This is a genomic window from Variovorax sp. EL159, assembly GCF_900100965.1.
GTDB lineage: Bacteria > Pseudomonadota > Gammaproteobacteria > Burkholderiales > Burkholderiaceae_C > Variovorax.
Genome location: NZ_FMUJ01000004.1, coordinates 282,131 through 297,154, shown reverse-complemented (window position 1 = coordinate 297,154; position 15,024 = coordinate 282,131). Strand labels below are relative to the sequence as shown.

14 protein-coding genes are annotated in these 15,024 nt (G+C 66.1%); 4 read left to right on the top strand and 10 right to left on the bottom strand.

Translation table 11 applies throughout. The annotated features are described in order from the left end of the window. The first annotated feature begins 137 nt into the window (after positions 1 to 137). Both BLQ28_RS18470 and BLQ28_RS18465 read left to right on the top strand, forming a co-directional pair. On the top strand, positions 138 to 848 hold the full coding sequence (locus tag BLQ28_RS18470; protein ID WP_093243412.1) for a nucleotidyltransferase family protein: 711 nt from the start codon (positions 138 to 140) through the stop codon (positions 846 to 848). Then, positions 845 to 2,242, top strand: coding sequence for an aminopeptidase P N-terminal domain-containing protein (locus tag BLQ28_RS18465; RefSeq protein ID WP_093242445.1), 1,398 nt, complete (start codon positions 845 to 847; stop codon positions 2,240 to 2,242). The genes BLQ28_RS18470 and BLQ28_RS18465 overlap by 4 nt, the downstream gene beginning before the upstream one ends. Here BLQ28_RS18465 and BLQ28_RS18460 read toward each other — a convergent pair. Next, on the bottom strand, positions 2,184 to 3,158 hold the full coding sequence (locus BLQ28_RS18460; RefSeq protein ID WP_093242443.1) for a LysR family transcriptional regulator: 975 nt from the start codon (positions 3,156 to 3,158) through the stop codon (positions 2,184 to 2,186). The genes BLQ28_RS18465 and BLQ28_RS18460 overlap by 59 nt on opposite strands. Positions 3,159 to 3,286: 128 nt before the next feature. Between BLQ28_RS18460 and BLQ28_RS18455 the strand changes: the two genes are divergently transcribed. Next, positions 3,287 to 4,354 (top strand): aldo/keto reductase, encoded by a 1,068-nt coding sequence (locus BLQ28_RS18455; RefSeq protein WP_093242441.1) that lies wholly within the window; start codon positions 3,287 to 3,289, stop codon positions 4,352 to 4,354. Beyond that, positions 4,351 to 5,025 (top strand): short chain dehydrogenase, encoded by a 675-nt coding sequence (locus tag BLQ28_RS18450; protein WP_093242438.1) that lies wholly within the window; start codon positions 4,351 to 4,353, stop codon positions 5,023 to 5,025. Before BLQ28_RS18455 ends, BLQ28_RS18450 begins: the two co-directional genes overlap by 4 nt. On the opposite strand, the gene BLQ28_RS18445 is transcribed toward BLQ28_RS18450, so the two are convergent. The 9 genes from BLQ28_RS18445 to BLQ28_RS18410 all read right to left on the bottom strand — a co-directional run bounded on the left by BLQ28_RS18445 (position 4,956) and on the right by BLQ28_RS18410 (position 14,962). Continuing rightward, positions 4,956 to 5,309, bottom strand: coding sequence for a DUF3325 domain-containing protein (locus BLQ28_RS18445; protein WP_093242437.1), 354 nt, complete (start codon positions 5,307 to 5,309; stop codon positions 4,956 to 4,958). The two genes, BLQ28_RS18450 and BLQ28_RS18445, sit on opposite strands and share 70 nt — an antisense overlap. Before the next feature lie 7 nt (positions 5,310 to 5,316). Beyond that, positions 5,317 to 6,963, bottom strand: coding sequence for a PepSY-associated TM helix domain-containing protein (locus tag BLQ28_RS18440; RefSeq protein WP_093242434.1), 1,647 nt, complete (start codon positions 6,961 to 6,963; stop codon positions 5,317 to 5,319). Continuing rightward, positions 6,960 to 7,268: a DUF3649 domain-containing protein gene (locus tag BLQ28_RS18435; protein ID WP_093242432.1), complete on the bottom strand. Its 309-nt coding sequence runs from the start codon at positions 7,266 to 7,268 to the stop codon at positions 6,960 to 6,962. Before BLQ28_RS18435 ends, BLQ28_RS18440 begins: the two co-directional genes overlap by 4 nt. Before the next feature lie 189 nt (positions 7,269 to 7,457). Beyond that, a complete protein-coding gene (locus BLQ28_RS32675) occupies positions 7,458 to 7,940 on the bottom strand; it encodes a hypothetical protein (RefSeq protein WP_143012511.1) in 483 nt (160 codons plus the stop codon). Positions 7,941 to 7,942: 2 nt separating this feature from the next. Then, the gene (locus BLQ28_RS18430; protein WP_093242429.1) at positions 7,943 to 8,434 is read right to left on the bottom strand and encodes a DUF4376 domain-containing protein; all 492 of its coding nucleotides are present in this window, start codon (positions 8,432 to 8,434) and stop codon (positions 7,943 to 7,945) included. Between the two features lie 2 nt (positions 8,435 to 8,436). Further along, positions 8,437 to 9,762, bottom strand: coding sequence for a hypothetical protein (locus BLQ28_RS18425; protein WP_093242427.1), 1,326 nt, complete (start codon positions 9,760 to 9,762; stop codon positions 8,437 to 8,439). Positions 9,763 to 9,764: 2 nt separating this feature from the next. After that, the gene (locus BLQ28_RS18420; RefSeq protein ID WP_093242424.1) at positions 9,765 to 10,199 is read right to left on the bottom strand and encodes a phage tail fiber protein; all 435 of its coding nucleotides are present in this window, start codon (positions 10,197 to 10,199) and stop codon (positions 9,765 to 9,767) included. 23 nt (positions 10,200 to 10,222) lie between these two features. Beyond that, on the bottom strand, positions 10,223 to 10,828 hold the full coding sequence (locus BLQ28_RS18415; protein ID WP_093242422.1) for a DUF4376 domain-containing protein: 606 nt from the start codon (positions 10,826 to 10,828) through the stop codon (positions 10,223 to 10,225). Between the two features lie 6 nt (positions 10,829 to 10,834). Next, positions 10,835 to 14,962 (bottom strand): phage tail tip fiber protein, encoded by a 4,128-nt coding sequence (locus BLQ28_RS18410; RefSeq protein WP_093242419.1) that lies wholly within the window; start codon positions 14,960 to 14,962, stop codon positions 10,835 to 10,837. Between the last annotated feature and the right edge of the window lie 62 nt (positions 14,963 to 15,024).

Sequence of the window (15,024 nt, the reverse complement as noted above, 5' to 3'; positions counted from 1 at the left end):
GCCCCCAGGCTTCGCGCACTTCGTGTCGCTTCTCCTTCCCCCTGCCGGAGGCAACACCTGAGGCCCGGCAAAGCCGGTTCCTCGGTGTTTCACGAAAAGACTGACCCATGCGCATGACTTCGACCTCCGTGCGGGCGATGATCCTGGCGGCCGGCCGCGGCGAGCGCATGCGGCCGCTGACCGACGCCACGCCCAAGCCGCTGCTCGAGGTGCGCGGCAAGCCGTTGATGCAATGGCCGATGGAGGCGCTGGCCGCCGGCGGCTTCACCGATCTGGTGGTCAACACCGACTGGCTGGGCGCGCAGATTTCCAATCGTTTCGGCCCGAACCCGTCATTGAACGGCGACCCGGCGCTGTCGATTTCATATTCTGAAGAAGGCCGCGACTTCGGTGGCGCGCTCGAAACGGCGGGCGGCATCGTGCGTGCGCTGCCGGTGCTGGGCGATGTGTTCTGGGTCGCGGCCGGCGATGTGTTTGCCCCCGGTTTCGCCTTCACGCAGGCATCGGTCGATCACTTCGTCGCCAGCGGCAAGCTCGGGCACCTTTGGCTGGTGCCGAACCCCGCGCACAACCTCAAGGGCGATTTCGGCCTGTCGCCCGAGGGCCTTGCGCTCAATTCGGCCACCGAGAAGTTCACCTTCTCGACCATCGGCCTGTACCGCGCCGCGCTGTTCGCGCCGCCGTACTGCAGCATCCCGCCCGGCAACCCGGCCGGCCTCAAAGCCCCGCTGGCACCGATCCTGCGCGCCGCGATGGACAATGAACTGGTGAGCGCCGAGCTCTACACCGGCCCCTGGACCGATGTGGGAACCCCCGAACGGCTTGCCCAACTGAACACGCCAAGATGACCTCAGCAGACACCACCACGATCTACGCCGAGCGCCGTGCACGCCTGGCCTCGCAACTGGGCAAGGATGGCATCGCGATCATCCCGACCGCACCCGAGCGGGCGCGCAACCGCGACACCGACTTCCTGTACCGCCACGACAGCTACTTCTACTACCTGACCGGCTTCACCGAGCCCAACGCCTGGCTGGTGCTGGCGGGCGACGGCCGCGCCACGCTGTTCTGCGCACCGAAGGACATGGAGCGCGAGATCTGGGACGGCTTTCGCCTCGGCCCCGACGCGGCCCCTGCGACGCTCGGCGTCGACGAGGCCTTCTCGGTCAACGACCTCGACGCCAGGCTGCCCAAGCTGCTGGAGAACCGCGCGACCGTGTGGTTTCCGTTCGCCATCCACAAGGGCCTGGAGACCCGTGTCGACGGCTGGCTGCAGTCGGTGCGCGCCCGCGTGCGCTACGGCGCGCTGTGCCCCGAGGAGCAGCGCGACCTGTGCGGCCCGCTCGACGAAATGCGCCTCTTCAAGGACGCGCACGAGCAGGACATCATGCGTCGCGCCGCGCAGATCAGCGCGCGTGCCCACGTCCGCGCCATGCAGCTGTCGGCCCGCATGCTGCGCGAGGGCAAGGACGTGCGCGAGTACCACCTCGACGCCGAGCTGCTGCACGAGTTCCGCCTGGGCGGATCGCAATACCCGGCCTACTACTCCATCGTCGCGGCCGGCGCCAATGCCTGCGTGCTGCACTACCGCGCCGACGCCGCGCCCGTGCGCAAGGGCGAGCTGGTGCTGATCGACGCCGGCTGCGAGCTCGACGGCTACGCCAGCGACATCACGCGCACCTTCCCGGCCGACGGCCGGTTCACCGGCCCGCAGCGCGCGCTGTACGACCTCGTGCTCGCAAGCCAGGATGCGGCCGCAGCCGCCACCAAGGCCGGCAACCGCTTCAACGACCCGCACGATGCGGCCGTGAAGGTGCTGTCGCAGGGCATGCTCGACCTGGGCCTGCTCGACGCCAACAAGGTCGGCAACGTGCAGGACGTGATCGACTCGCGCGCCTACTTCCAGTTCTACATGCACCGCACCGGCCACTGGCTCGGCATGGACGTGCACGACTGCGGCAGCTACGTCGAGCCCACGCAGGTCGGTGAAGTGAGCGAGCGAAAAGATCCGCTCTCGAACGAAGTCATCAAGAACCGGCCGAGCCGCATCCTGCATCCGGGCATGGTGCTGACGCTGGAGCCCGGCATCTATGTGCGGCCCGCCGACGGCGTGCCCGAGCAGTTCCACCACATCGGCATCCGCATCGAAGACGACGCGATCGTCACGGCCACCGGCTGCGAACTCATCTCGCGCGGCGTGCCGGTGAAGGCGGACGAGATCGAGGCGCTGATGCGAGCTTGACGGCGCGCTGCGATACCGGCGGCGGCGCATGCCGCGCCTGCAGGAAGTCGATGAACACCCGCAGCTTGCGCGGCATCTGCGCGCGGCTCGGGTGGTACAGGTAGAAGCCCGGAAAGGTCGGCCACCAGGGCTTGAGCAGCGGCACGAGGCGGCCGCTCTCGAAGTCGTCGCGCACCGCGCCCTCGAAGGCCGACGTAATGCCCGCACCCGCGCGGGCCGCAGCAAGCAGGACCTCGCTGTCGTTGCTGATCAGCGGGCCGGCGAGTTCGATGTCCAGCACGCGGCCGTCTTGCGCGTACTCCCAGCGATAGAGGCCGCCCGTGGTCAGGCGGTAATTCAGGCACCGGTGCTCGCGCAGGTCTTCGGGCACGCGCGGCGGCTTGCGGCCCTTGAGGTAGCGCGGCGACGCAAAGGTGACCATGCGCAGCGGACCGCCCACCGGAACACCCACCACGTCCTGCGCCAGGCTTTCGCCGAGGCGGATGCCGGCGTCGAAGCCGCCTTCCACCAGCTCGACCATGCGGTTGTCGCAGACCAGTTCGAGCGTGATGTCCGGATAGGCGTCGGCGAAATCGCCCATGTGCGGAAAGAGCAGCAGCTCGGCCGCGACGCGCGAGACGTTGAGTCGCAACAGGCCGGCGGGCTTGTCGCGCGCCTCGTCGATGCCTTCGACCGCCCGCGCCAGCGCGGCAAGCCCCGGCCGTGCGCCGTCGAGGAACTGCTGCCCCAGCTCGGTCACGCCCACGCGCCGCGTGGTGCGGTCGAGCAGGCGCACGCCCAGGCGCTGCTCGAGCGCGCGCACGGTCTGCGACAGCGCGGAAGGCGACACGCCCAACTCTTGCGCCGCGCGCGTGAAGCTGGCGTGGTGCGCCACCCGGGCAAAGGCGGCGATGGCGGGGAGCAGTTCGGGTGACATGGCGTTCATTATGAAGACTGGCTTCATAAAGCATTCGCCCCGGCGGGCTTTTTCCGGGGCAATGCCGCAACTACCTTCGAGGCCTTGGCGATGCAACCGCGCCGCCGCACCTCGAAAGGACATTCACCATGAAGCTCGACAACTACCTCACCCTCGGCCGCTCGGGCCTGCGCGTCAGCCCGATGTCGCTGGGCACCATGACCTTCGGCAGCGACTGGGGCTGGGGCGCCGACGCCGGCGAATCGCGCCGCATGTTCGACGCCTACGTGGACCGTGGCGGCAACTTCATCGACACCGCCAACTTCTATACCAACGGCAGCTCCGAAAAGCTGCTGGGCCAGTTCATCGCCGGCAAGCGCGAGTCGGTCGTGGTGGCCACCAAGTACTCGCTGAACATGCAACCGGGCAACCCCAACGCGGGCGGCAACCATCGCCGCAACATGATCCGCTCGGTCGAAGCGAGCCTGCAGCGGCTGGGCACCGACTACATCGACCTGCTGTACCTGCACATCTGGGACAACCTCACGCCCATCGACGAAGTGATGCGCGCCTTCGACGACCTCGTGCGCTCGGGCAAGGTGCTCTACGCTGGCATCTCCGACACGCCAGCCTGGCAGATCGCGCGCATGCAGACGCTGGCCGACCTGCGCGGCTGGGCACCGCTGGTGGCGCTGCAGATCGAGCACAGCCTGATCGAGCGCACCGTGGAGCGCGAGCTGCTGCCGATGGCGCACGAGCTGGGCCTGGGCGTGATGGCCTGGTCGCCACTGGGCAGCGGCGTGCTGACGGGCAAGTACACGCGCGCTGACCTCGGCCACACGCAGAGCGCCGAAGCGGGCGTGACCGGCACGCGCAAGGACGTGGCGGCCGGCAACGGCGCGCTGCAGCCGCGCTCGCTCGACATTGCCGACGTGGTGGCGCAGATCGCGAAAGAGCAAGACCGCTCGCCGGCGCAGATCGCGCTGGCGTGGCTGCTGCATCGCACGGCACCGACGGTCATGCCGATCATCGGCGCGCGCACCTTCGCGCAGTTCGAGGACAACCTGGGCGCGCTCGACGTGGTGCTCGACGCCGATGCGCTGCAACGCCTCGATGCCGTGAGCACCGTCGCCAAGGGCTTTCCGCACGACTTCATGGCGCTGCCGATGACGCAGGGCGTGCTGTCGGGCGGCAGCGTGGTGCGGCGCCCGGCATGAAGCGATGGAAGGTGATGGTGATCGGCGCAGGCGGCACCATCGGCCGCGCCGTGGTGGCGGAACTCGGCGAGCGCCATGAGGTGATCGCGGTTTCGCGCCACGGCACGCCGTTGTGTGTCGATCTCGATGCGCCGGCCACCATCGATGCGCTGTTCGATGCGGTGCCCGACATCGACGCCATCGTGTCCACCGCCGCCAGCGTGCCGCTCGCGCCCTTCGGCACGTTGTCGGACGGAGGGCTGGCGCGAGCGCTGCACGCCAAGCTCTTCGGCCAGATCGCGCTGCTGCAACGCGCGGCGACGCGCCTGCGCGAAGGCGGATCGGTCACGCTGACGGGCGGTCGCTTCGACGGCGTACTACCGGGCGGCAGCGCGGGCGCGCTCGCGAACTCGGGGCTGGAAGCCTTCGTGGCGCAAGCCGCGCCCGAGTTGCCGCGCGGCCTGCGCGTGAACGTGGTGGCGCCCGGCTGGGTGCAGGAAACGCTGGACGCGCTCGGCCTGCAGGGGCCGAAGGGAACGCCGGCACGCGAAGTGGCGCGGCTCTATACAACAGCGGTGGAAGGCACGATGAGCGGGCAGGCGCTGCATGCCCTCACTGGATGTCAGGCGAGCAGGGCAACGAGCAACAGCCCGAACAGCGCGACGGCCGCCGCCGCGAATCCGATCCAGTGAAAGCGGCGCGGCGCGTAGCTCAGCAAGCCCACCGTGGCCACCGCTGCCGCCGTGAGCGAGCCCAGCCAGAGCACCCAGCCGATCGTGCGGCCGCTGGCCTGCAGGCTGGCACCGAGCGACACGCACAACAGCGCCGCACCGCCCAGTTGCAGCCAGCGACGCCAAGGCCCCGGCGTGCTGCCGCGCCCGAAGACGTCTTCGCTGTGCCGGTCCATCGCGAGGCTCAATGCGCAGAAGCCGGCCAGCGATGCGGTGAACACCGATCCAAAAAGCAACGCATTCATCACGACATCACGAGCCCTGGCCCGAAGTGGCAAGCCCCGATGGCGGTTGCTTCCTGGCCGCCTGTGCCGCGGCGGTCTTGCGGCGCTTGCGCTCGACGAGCCAAGCAGCACCCGCCAACCCGAAGCCCAGCGCCATCACGACCAGATCGAAACCCGCCACCGCGCTCGGCCCCGAGCGCAGGCTCACGGTCAGCGGTGCGGGGCCGGTGAACGCATTGAGCACTGGGAGCAGCACGAACAGCAACGCACCAAGCGCGAGTTGCGCCTGCCACATGCGCAGCGTCGGCCGCAGCAGGCCCAACACAGCCGTCGCGCCCCAGACGATGAAGAACCAGCGGATCTCGGCCTCGCCGCGATCGGCCACGTCCAGCGGCAGCAGGCGGTTGGCCCAGAAGAACGAAGCCATCGCCACCGGCAGCCCCGCCACGGCGCCGAGGTTGAGCCCATCGACCAGCCGCAGCCCGAAGCCGATGCGCCCGCCCTGCTTGAGCGTCTTGGCGAACTTCTGGCGCTCTTTCACGGCCCACAGCAAAAGCCCCGTCGCCACCATCAGGCAACCCACGATGCCCGAGAGGAAGAACAGCGCGCGCAACAGCGGATCGGCGAAGCGGCCGATGTGCAGCCCATAGAGCACGCCGCGTGTTTCGGCAGCCGGCCTGGGCATGTCGCCGAATGCGCCGATCAGTGCGCCGGTGGCGCCGTTGAATTGCATCGATGGTTGGTCGTACGACAGCTGCGGCCCTTCGGCGCGCGCAATCGACACCACGGAATTCGCGTCGTTCGGCAGATGCACGGTGATGCGGCCCACGGCCGCGCCGTTCCAGTGCGCGGAGGCTTGCGCGACCATCGGCGCGATGGGCGCGAGCGGCGCCTTGTTGCCCGAGGCCTTGAACTGGTCGCGACCGCCACCGGGGAAGGCTTCGGAGAAGAACGCCTGCTCGCCGCCGCGGTCCTTGTAGGCCACCTGCGGGCCCCACGGCATGTACATGAACATCAGCGTGACGAGGCCGGTGTACGTGATCATCAGGTGATAGGGCAGTGCGAGCACCGCCGTCACGTTGTGCGCATCGAGCCACGAACGCTGGCCCTTCTTCGGACGGAAGGTGAAGAAGTCCTTGAAGATGCGCTTGTGTGTGACGATGCCGCTGAAGATCGCGACCAACATGAACATCGCACAGAAGCCCACGATCCAGCGCGCCCACAGCGCGGGCATGTAGTGCAGGTCGAAGTGCAGGCGGTAGAAGAACTCGCCACCGCGCGTCTCGCGCGCTGCCGTCATCGCCTGGCCCGTGGCCGGATCGAGCATGGCGCGATCGAAACGACGGCGTCGCTCGACCGGCGCCGAGCCTGGCGGCGGGGGTGGCTTGAGCCACAGCACGCTGGTCGACGGCTCGCGCTCGGTCGGCAATGTGATGAACCAGCGCGGGGCATCCGCGCCGCGTTGCTGCAGGAAATCCACCGCGGCTTCGGCTGTCTTCGCCTGAGGCGCCGAGGTCTGCGCGATCGCGTGCAACTCGGGCTTCATCCAGAAGGTGATTTCATCCTTGAAATACGAAGCGGTGCCGGCCGCGAACACCATGAAGAGCACCCAACCGACCAACAGGCCCGACCAGGTGTGCAGCCACGCCATCGACTGGCGGAAACCTTCCTTCATGCGCCGCCTCCGGTGATTCGAACGAGCAGCAGCAAGAGCAGGCCCAGCGGCACGGCGGCGATGACGAGGCCGGACCAGGCGCGCCATGCCGAGCGTGCGGCAAAGACCCACAACACGGCGAGCGCAAAGACGAGGAAGGAGGCGAGCGTACCGGTCATGGCGGCTTCGCTGCGTGCCATGCCGAAGGCGGCGGGCAGGCACAGCGCGAGCACGGCAGCGGAGAGCGCGGCGACGCCGTAGCCGCCAGCGATGGCGGCGATGGCGCGCGAAGCCACGCTGAGGCGGTAGCGAACGGAGGCAGTCACGACACGCGCCGGACGGCGGGCAGGGTCGTTCGGGGATTCATGGGGAGGGGAAAAAGATCGACGAAGATGAGAATGATACTCATCTGTCAATATTCAGTCTTTGAACACCCATCCGCGATCCCGGGGTCTGCGCGGCGCCCCCGCTAAACGGAGGCCCGTACGACAGAGCTCCGTTTGCTCTTGTTTCCGTTAGAGCATCAAACCCTTGGGCTGCCAGCGGCCCGAGTTCGATCGCCAGACATAGAACCGCTTTCCGATCTGCACCGTCGACCCGTTCGCAATACCCGCTGGAAACTGCTGGTCGTAGGCCCTCATGCGATAGCCCACAAGAGCCACCGAACCCGGCATGCATCCGCTTGACAATCCGGAGGCGCTACCTACGGCTGCAAGACCCACGGCCTGATTTGCCAGGCCGATCGCGTTTCGGACGATCGTTGCTGCCGGCGTGAGCGGCGCTGAGATCGAAATGGCAGCCGAAGAGCCGAACTGCGCACAGACGCCACCTTCGAACGTTGCCGCTTGCGGCACAAGGCCGCTTCCGGACGCAAGGGCCGAGACCTGACCGTCGATGGCTGCTGCGCCCACCGCTGATCCCGACACGTTGCAGATCAGACGCCACACGAGCGGCATCGCGCCGAACGCTGCTGTACCAAATGAAGATGCGCCGTACATGTTCAGGGCCAGCCCGTCGTCACGTCGTAGCCATCGAGCCCATCGTCGGTGAGCGCATCAATCGCTTCATGATGCGCTCGCTCGACAGAAAAGCACGACTGTTTGTGAAGGCCAACAGCCGCTGCGATGGCCTGCAGCTCGGACGGCGTAATTGACACCCACCCCGTGGCGGCTTTGAAGTCAATGCGTTGGAGCGCCGTGGATCCGACGATAGCCAGAGCGTTGGCTACATTGTTCTGGTCGTCGCGATCCGTCTTGATCCGCGTACCGTCAGGCAGCGTGATGCCACCGGTCTCGGCTTGCCAGCGCCGTGCAGTGGCCGCATTTCTCAGAAGCGAGCGACGCTCGCTCTGCGACGGCCCGGACGGCACTTGGGGCGTGTTGCCAGCGGCCAGCCAGTCGCGGTATGCCACGTAGTCGACATTGCATGGGTCGTGCGGAATGCGTGCGTCGTCAGCAAGCCGAACGATCAGATCACCTAGGATTTTGTACATGGCTAAAGGTCCGCAGAAGCGTAAAAAACATAGTCGAGGACATAGGAGTCCCCTGCACCGCCCGAGATCAGGTCATACCGAAAACCCAAGGCACTGACGGATCCTTGCCCTGTCGAGCTGTTGATATTCGCGTACCCCCCCGTCACCTGGGTACCCATCGTCGGCGTTGATCGCATCGGCACCGGAAAAGTGAAAGCCGGGGACAGAATCTGGCCAGGCCCCGTTGCGGGGAACCGTACAGATACGTTGACCAACCCAAAATATCTTTGGCACAGCGCGTACTCGCCGGACAAGGAGCGCCGCGCGAACGGCGTTGCGATCGTCCCCTTCTGCAACTGCACCCCTGCAATGCTCAGGCTGTTGCTTGTGCTCGCGCAGAGATTCATCTGCCCGGACAAACCTGCGTAGTTGCCAGCGAGCCAGGTGCCAGCCGTCGGCGCAGTGAGAGAGGAACCGACCGCGAGCCCAATCAACAAAACGATCCCGGCGGTGTTGGTGGTGCTCCACGTCCCGCTCGTCGCTCCCGGCACGACGATGGTTTTGAGCTCCCAAGTGTTGGCCGTATTGATCGTGACTGGCAAAACGAATGAGCGCGTCGCGTCACCATTGCGCAGGGATATCGGAATGGGTCCTGTGCTGTTGCTTCGCACCCAGAAGCTGAGTGTCAGCGGTGCTGCGTTCGCAGTACCCCACCCCAGATCTGCGACGCACAGACCTTCGAGGGTTTGCTGAAATCCGATAACCGCCCCACTGGCAGGCACGTAGGCGGATGGCACGGTGAATGCGATCGCCCGCGCCAATCCTGGCGGTGCAATGGGCGTTACGCCGGCCGAAATCGCGTTACCCCCTGGAGAATTCATGAGTCGCCAGCAATCGACCACCTGTTGGTTGTTGACGGACGTACTTGCAATGTTCCGCTGATTGATCAGGAACTCGGGATTGATCAGGCGATTGACAAAGCCCTCGGGCGGGACTCCCAGGGCCTCTCTCCAGTCTCCTCGCAAGACGTCCGTGGTTGGCGCCAGGACAGTCAGAGAAAGGCGCTTGCTGGTTTGCGTGAAATCGACCCGTGCACCCGCGTTGCTCGAGGAAATGACCGTGTCGCGCGACAGCGTGTTTGCCGCTGTGTAGGTGCCTCGCCCCAGCTCGAACTCCCCTGTCGGACGGCCGACAGGATTGACGGCCTCGCACAGATAGTGGACGGTGGAGCCGACAGGGACCTTTTCGGAGAACGTGGAGAACCCCGGATCGGCACCAGCGGCCAGCAGGTCGCCAGTGCCGAGCGTGGCGCACGCCTCGACGATTCTGTTGTCGAAGATGACGCTCATGGTCAGACCTCGAAGGTAACTTTGGTCGTGGTCTTCAGCCGGGGAACCACTCCGGCCTGGATCGGAATGACCGGATCAAGCGCGCCGTACATCAGCAGCAAGCCATTGCCCGACAAGGCGGTTCCAAGACCAAGATGCGTGGCCGTCGCGACGCCTGTGCCCGCCACTTCGGCAAACTCCATCGCCGCGACCAGGTTACCGGTGTTTCCGGCGATGAGCCAACCCGCCGGTCCGCGGGCGACGGCAACACGTGCATATCCTGGATAGACAACCTCATTGGTGCCCTGGTTGGCCCCGGCGCCAGGTGCAGCGGTATGAAGACTGATGTAGTGCACGGTCAGCGCACCCGTGGCTGCGTTGTCGGCAAGCCCCGAAATCGGGACAGCCTGAAGAATCAACTTGAGAAAAGCGTTTGCCGATGCAGTGGTGTAGGCCATGTAAGGCTCCTTGGTTGAGATGTTCAAGAGTTCGAGATACGGACGAATTCCGCGAGATCACACGCGGCTGGAATGTCCGCGTTGCTGAGTTGGTCGATGAAGGCACAGGCGGCCCGCTCAGCGTAGAAACACGCTTGCACGTGCTCCGACACAGCGCGAGAGATGCCTCGCGCTTCTTTCGCCGTGAGCGTGACGAAGCCGTCGGATGTCTTGAAGTCGATGGCGTCGAGTCCTCTCGACTCCATGTCCGCCAGCGCCTCGGCGAATGAAGCACGGTCTTCGCGTCCCGTCTTCACTCGCAGGCCGCCGATCAGCACCAGTCCTGCCGTCTCGCGCTTCCAGCGCTGCTCGGCGATATCGGCCTTGAGCTGGCTTTTCTTCTCCTCCAGCGTGCGCGGATCGACCCAGACACGTGTTGCGAAATCAAACACATGCACCGGACTAGGCTGCGCAGGAAAGGCGATCGCCTGAAGGGTGGCCAGATCCACGAAGTGCCCTTCAGGAATCAGCCCAAGCAGGATCTGCTCGTTGGGATGCAGTGCCTGCGCAAGGCAGGCTTTCTCGGTAGGCGCGGACCCACGGGCCAGCACGCGGCCAGTTGTGTTGTCGAAAGCTGTGTAGTCAGGCATGGATGTCTATCGTTGGCAGGAAAGGGCAAAGATGGATGCGCTGCTGGACCCCGGGGTACCAATGGCGGCAATGGTGTGCTGACCCGGCGGCAGGTCGAGAACGATGGCTCCGGTCACCGTGGAGCCCGGCACACCGGCCCCCGCCCACCTCGTCACGTTGTCGACGGACAGAGAAAGGAAACCACCAGCGCCCCCACCGGATCCCGGCGCGATGAACACAGAACCGGTGATGTAGGTCGTGACCCATGCACCACGGTTGTTCGGAATCTCATGCACGACGGCACTCAAGCCTCCTGCGTCGGCACGTGCGGTCGGAACGGTGACAGAGCGCCCTCGGATATTCAGCGCACCGATCACGTCAACCTGATCAATCGTCAGCCCTTCGTTCTGCAAATTGAAGCCCGGCCCCCAGAGCTGGAAGCGCCCTGATTCGTTGTGCATCCGCAGGCCCATGCCGTTGCAGTTCAGCTCGACGAAGGTGTCGCCGCCGTTATGGCGTGCAAGAACCCAACCCCAGCCACCGTCATAGATCCACTTGTTGGCGCTACGCACATATCCCCAGCCGCCAACGCCATCCCCCGAGATGTCGATCTGCCCCGCGTTCACATAGCCCAGCCTGGCCGTGATCGCCGACAACCGATCGACGTTGATCGCCCGCGCGAGGATGGTGCCGTCGACAACCAGCGTTCCGTCGATCCCCACCGTCGGTGCGCCCGCCACGGAGCCCACCGCGAACGGGTACTTGGTGACGCCACCCGCGGCCTGCTGTGCAATGGCGAACCGGTCGACCAGTACCGTGAAGTTGCTCTCCTGGCCGTCGTTGTTCAGCAGCACGCCCGCCACCTTGTTGCCAGCCACCACCTTCAAGCCCCACTTGGCCGACAGCTTGCCGGTCTCGTCGGCGCGCACGGAGGCTTCGTGGTTGATCGCGGCCTCGGCGCCGTTGACCCGCACCGCCAGTGTCGTGCGTGCCACCGCCTCAGCCGCGTCGGCCGTCGCACGCGCAGTCACTTCCTCGCGAATGGCCGCCACGGCACCACGATCGCTGGCTTCCGAAGTGAAGGGCGTGACCGGAAAACGACCTTGCTCCGCCTTCACGAAGCGCACTCCGATCGCGCCGCCTGCGACATAGCCGCTCCACTGGAAGACAACCCTGCCCGTAACCGCGGCGGCAGGCGCAAGCGCTTCCACCGCAAAATCGTTGCGCCTGGTCTGTTCGTTCACGAACCCATGTCCGCCAACCTTGAGATTGGCCGTAACGCCCAGCGAGCTGCCTCCCGCATCGAAGAACTCAAGCGCAAGACCACTCTGCCCAGCATCGCTCTGAAACATCGCGTCGCCCGAGCCGGCATACCAGGAGCCGGGCTTGGCCGGGAAGCTGGCACTGGCCAGTCGGCCGCTGGCAGGAACATCGGCAAGGATCCGCGCTGAAGCCCCCCAATCGTCTTCGACGACTTTCCAGGCATTGCCCAGCAGCGCCCATTTGTCGAGATCGAACTCGAATCCGCCGTTGAAGACCAAGTTGGCGCGCACATAGCCGACGGCTCGTGCCGCGACGGTATCGATGCGCTGCGCCAGTTGCTCTGCCGTATCGGTGACGACTTTTTCGACATGCGTGATCGCCGTGCCACGCTCGATGGCTTCGTCGACCAGGCGCTCGCTGATGCCCGAGTTCACGTTCAGCAGATCTGCGACCTGCTCATCGAGCCCCTCCTGCAGCTCCTTGATCGCATCGTCGATGGACGGCAACGACGCCAGTTCGACGTAGCCTGCATCGCCCGGATTGCTCCCCGCATCGAACGCCACCACCCAGTAGATGCGCTTGGCGGCAACCGGCTCGGTGCGCGCGAAATTCAGCGAACTCGTGCGGCCGATCTCGACGGCCTGCGCCAGCGTCGGCCCCACCTTGACGATGTACGCCGCGATGGGCTGCGTGGTGCCGCAAGGCTGCCATGCGAGTTCGATCTGCGCGCCCCACACCTCTCCACGCACGATCGGCTGGGCCGGCTGCTGGATGTCGATGGTCGCGGCAACGGGAATGCCCCAGACGCCTTGCGTGTTGGCATGCGCCGCCCACACCTTCTGCGTGCCGGTCTGCAGCCAGCCGATGTTCGCGGACAGCGCCTTGCCCGTGAAGCGTTCGATGGCGGTTTCCCACGACGCGCCGACACGGATCTGCGTCGCGCCCCAGTCCAGCAGGTTGAGGCCTGCCGGCGCGGACCAGCGTGCGATCACGCCGGCGGATTCCACCGCCAGGCTCAGGCCGGCGACGTCATCAGGGAACTCGCTAGGGCCTTGCAGCCTGTGCGTGACCGTCGTCCAGCTGCTCACCGCATAGGGCGTGAGGAAACGCACGCGCACCTGGTACTCGCTGTGCACCGCGAGGCCGAGCAGATAGGTCTCCTTCGCGTCCCCGGGCAGGTCCACCGACTGCCACTCGCCGACCGGCGTGATCGTGCGCCATTCCACGCGCACTGCGCCGTTGCGCACCACCGCAGGTTCGGTGGAAGGCGACCAGCTCACCTTCGCACGCACGACCAGGGTACCGCCCTGTTGCACCAGTTGCTCTTCGCCGCTTTGCACCTGCAGGTCGAGCGGTGCCTGTGGCTGCAGGAACGGGCTCGGCAGATTGGTGTTCGGCGCCGCATCGGCCTGCACCTCATCGGCCAGGTCGTAGTAGGCCGGCACGTCCTCGATCACCAGCAGCGACAGCGGCGCGTTGCGGGCATAGGTCCAGTCCTGCACGCGGAAGGTCTTGTTGGCAAAGCCGTACAAGGCGCTCGTGAGCACGATGCGGTCGCCGGGCTGCAGGTGCCACGCCAGCATCTTGGGATGGATGCGCAGCACGAAGCCGCCGCGGCTCTGCTCGACCACCACGCGGGCGATCTGGTGGCAGCGCACGTGCGAGGTCGTGAACGCCAGCGCCATGTCGGTGAACTTGTCCTTCGCGTCGAGCGCGCGGAAGGTCGCGTTCTGATACGGCGTGAAGTCTTCGCTGACGCCGTTGCGCGCCGCGTTGACGTACGTGCCGCGCATGCCGTTGAAGCGGCTCGTGCCGGGGTTGGCGGTTTGCACCACGGCCGTGGGCGCCAGCATGTCGTCGTCGGTGAGGTTCAGCACCGGCGTGGACCATGCACCGGCCTGGATGCGCCACACACCACCCGATTCGAGGCTGAAGCCGGCCATCGAATCTTCGAGCTGCTGCCGTGTCGACTCGCGGTCCTGGTCCGAGCGGAACATGCCGTCGCAGACGTACAGCACATTGGAGTTGCCGTAGTTGACCGCATCGATATCGTTGTAGACCTTCTGGTCGCAGGCATTGGCGGCCGCGATCAGCGCGTTCTCGTCGATCTGGTCGGGCGCGGCGAGGTAGCCGGTCTCCGAGCGCAAGAAGTCGGCCAGGCACAGCGCGGGGTTGCGCGAGTAGGCGGTCTGGCCGGTGCGCGGGTCGTACACCTTCTTGCCGCGCAGCCTGGCCGTGATCTCGGGAATGCCGCCCTGGAAGCGCTCGAACAGCAGGTTGAGCGTGACCACTGCGTAGGTGCAGCCGCTCAGCTTGTGTTGCTCGGTCCAGAGGTTGAAGCCCGGAAAGCTCTGGTCAACATTCCCGCGAAGGAAGGCGTCGGCCGTGTCAACGCCACCCGGCGACGTATGGAACTGCACGTTCACCGCGGGGCCTTCCGAAGGCCAGCCGTTGAACAGCGGCGGCATCTGGAATTCCGGACCGTCGGTCCAACCGGTTGCGTTGGGCCGGCCCACCGAGGTGCCGTCGATGAAGATCTCGTCGATGGCTTCGCACTCGTGCGAGGCGAAGACGATCACGATGTGCTTGAACTGGGCCATCGGACCGCTGTCGAGCACCGCGACGATGGCGCCGCCGACGCGTGCGGGTGCACCGTAGACCGTGGCCCAAGGCGACTCGGAACTGACCAGCGTGGCCGTGCGGTCGCGCAGATTGGCCACGTCTTCGGCGAACTTGCGGGCGGCGGCTTGCCGGGCTTTTTTCTTGGCTTGCGAGGAGGAATAGGCGGTGCTGATCAGGGAAAGTGCCGCACTGACGATGGTCCCACCGACTGCAACCGCCGACGCGCCCGCACCAACAGCTGTTCCGATGGCCGACAAGACGCTCGTCACGGGGTCTGCCATTGCCGCGGTACAAGCGCCCAAGATGACGCCAAAGACCAGGGAGAAACGAA

Excerpts from the sequence above, each read along its gene's own strand:
- BLQ28_RS18440 (WP_093242434.1), bottom strand. The coding sequence starts at position 6,963 with ATGAAGGAAGGTTTCCGCCAGTCGATGGCGTGGCTGCACACCTGGTCG.
- BLQ28_RS18460 (WP_093242443.1), bottom strand. The coding sequence starts at position 3,158 with ATGTCACCCGAACTGCTCCCCGCCATCGCCGCCTTTGCCCGGGTGGCG.
- BLQ28_RS18420 (WP_093242424.1), bottom strand. The coding sequence starts at position 10,199 with ATGGCCTACACCACTGCATCGGCAAACGCTTTTCTCAAGTTGATTCTT.
- BLQ28_RS18450 (WP_093242438.1), top strand. The coding sequence starts at position 4,351 with ATGAAGCGATGGAAGGTGATGGTGATCGGCGCAGGCGGCACCATCGGC.
- BLQ28_RS18470 (WP_093243412.1), top strand. The coding sequence starts at position 138 with ATGATCCTGGCGGCCGGCCGCGGCGAGCGCATGCGGCCGCTGACCGAC.
- BLQ28_RS18445 (WP_093242437.1), bottom strand. The coding sequence starts at position 5,309 with ATGAATGCGTTGCTTTTTGGATCGGTGTTCACCGCATCGCTGGCCGGC.
- BLQ28_RS32675 (WP_143012511.1), bottom strand. The coding sequence starts at position 7,940 with ATGTACGGCGCATCTTCATTTGGTACAGCAGCGTTCGGCGCGATGCCG.
- BLQ28_RS18415 (WP_093242422.1), bottom strand. The coding sequence starts at position 10,828 with ATGCCTGACTACACAGCTTTCGACAACACAACTGGCCGCGTGCTGGCC.
- BLQ28_RS18430 (WP_093242429.1), bottom strand. The coding sequence starts at position 8,434 with ATGTACAAAATCCTAGGTGATCTGATCGTTCGGCTTGCTGACGACGCA.
- BLQ28_RS18455 (WP_093242441.1), top strand. The coding sequence starts at position 3,287 with ATGAAGCTCGACAACTACCTCACCCTCGGCCGCTCGGGCCTGCGCGTC.
- BLQ28_RS18465 (WP_093242445.1), top strand. The coding sequence starts at position 845 with ATGACCTCAGCAGACACCACCACGATCTACGCCGAGCGCCGTGCACGC.
- BLQ28_RS18425 (WP_093242427.1), bottom strand. The coding sequence starts at position 9,762 with ATGAGCGTCATCTTCGACAACAGAATCGTCGAGGCGTGCGCCACGCTC.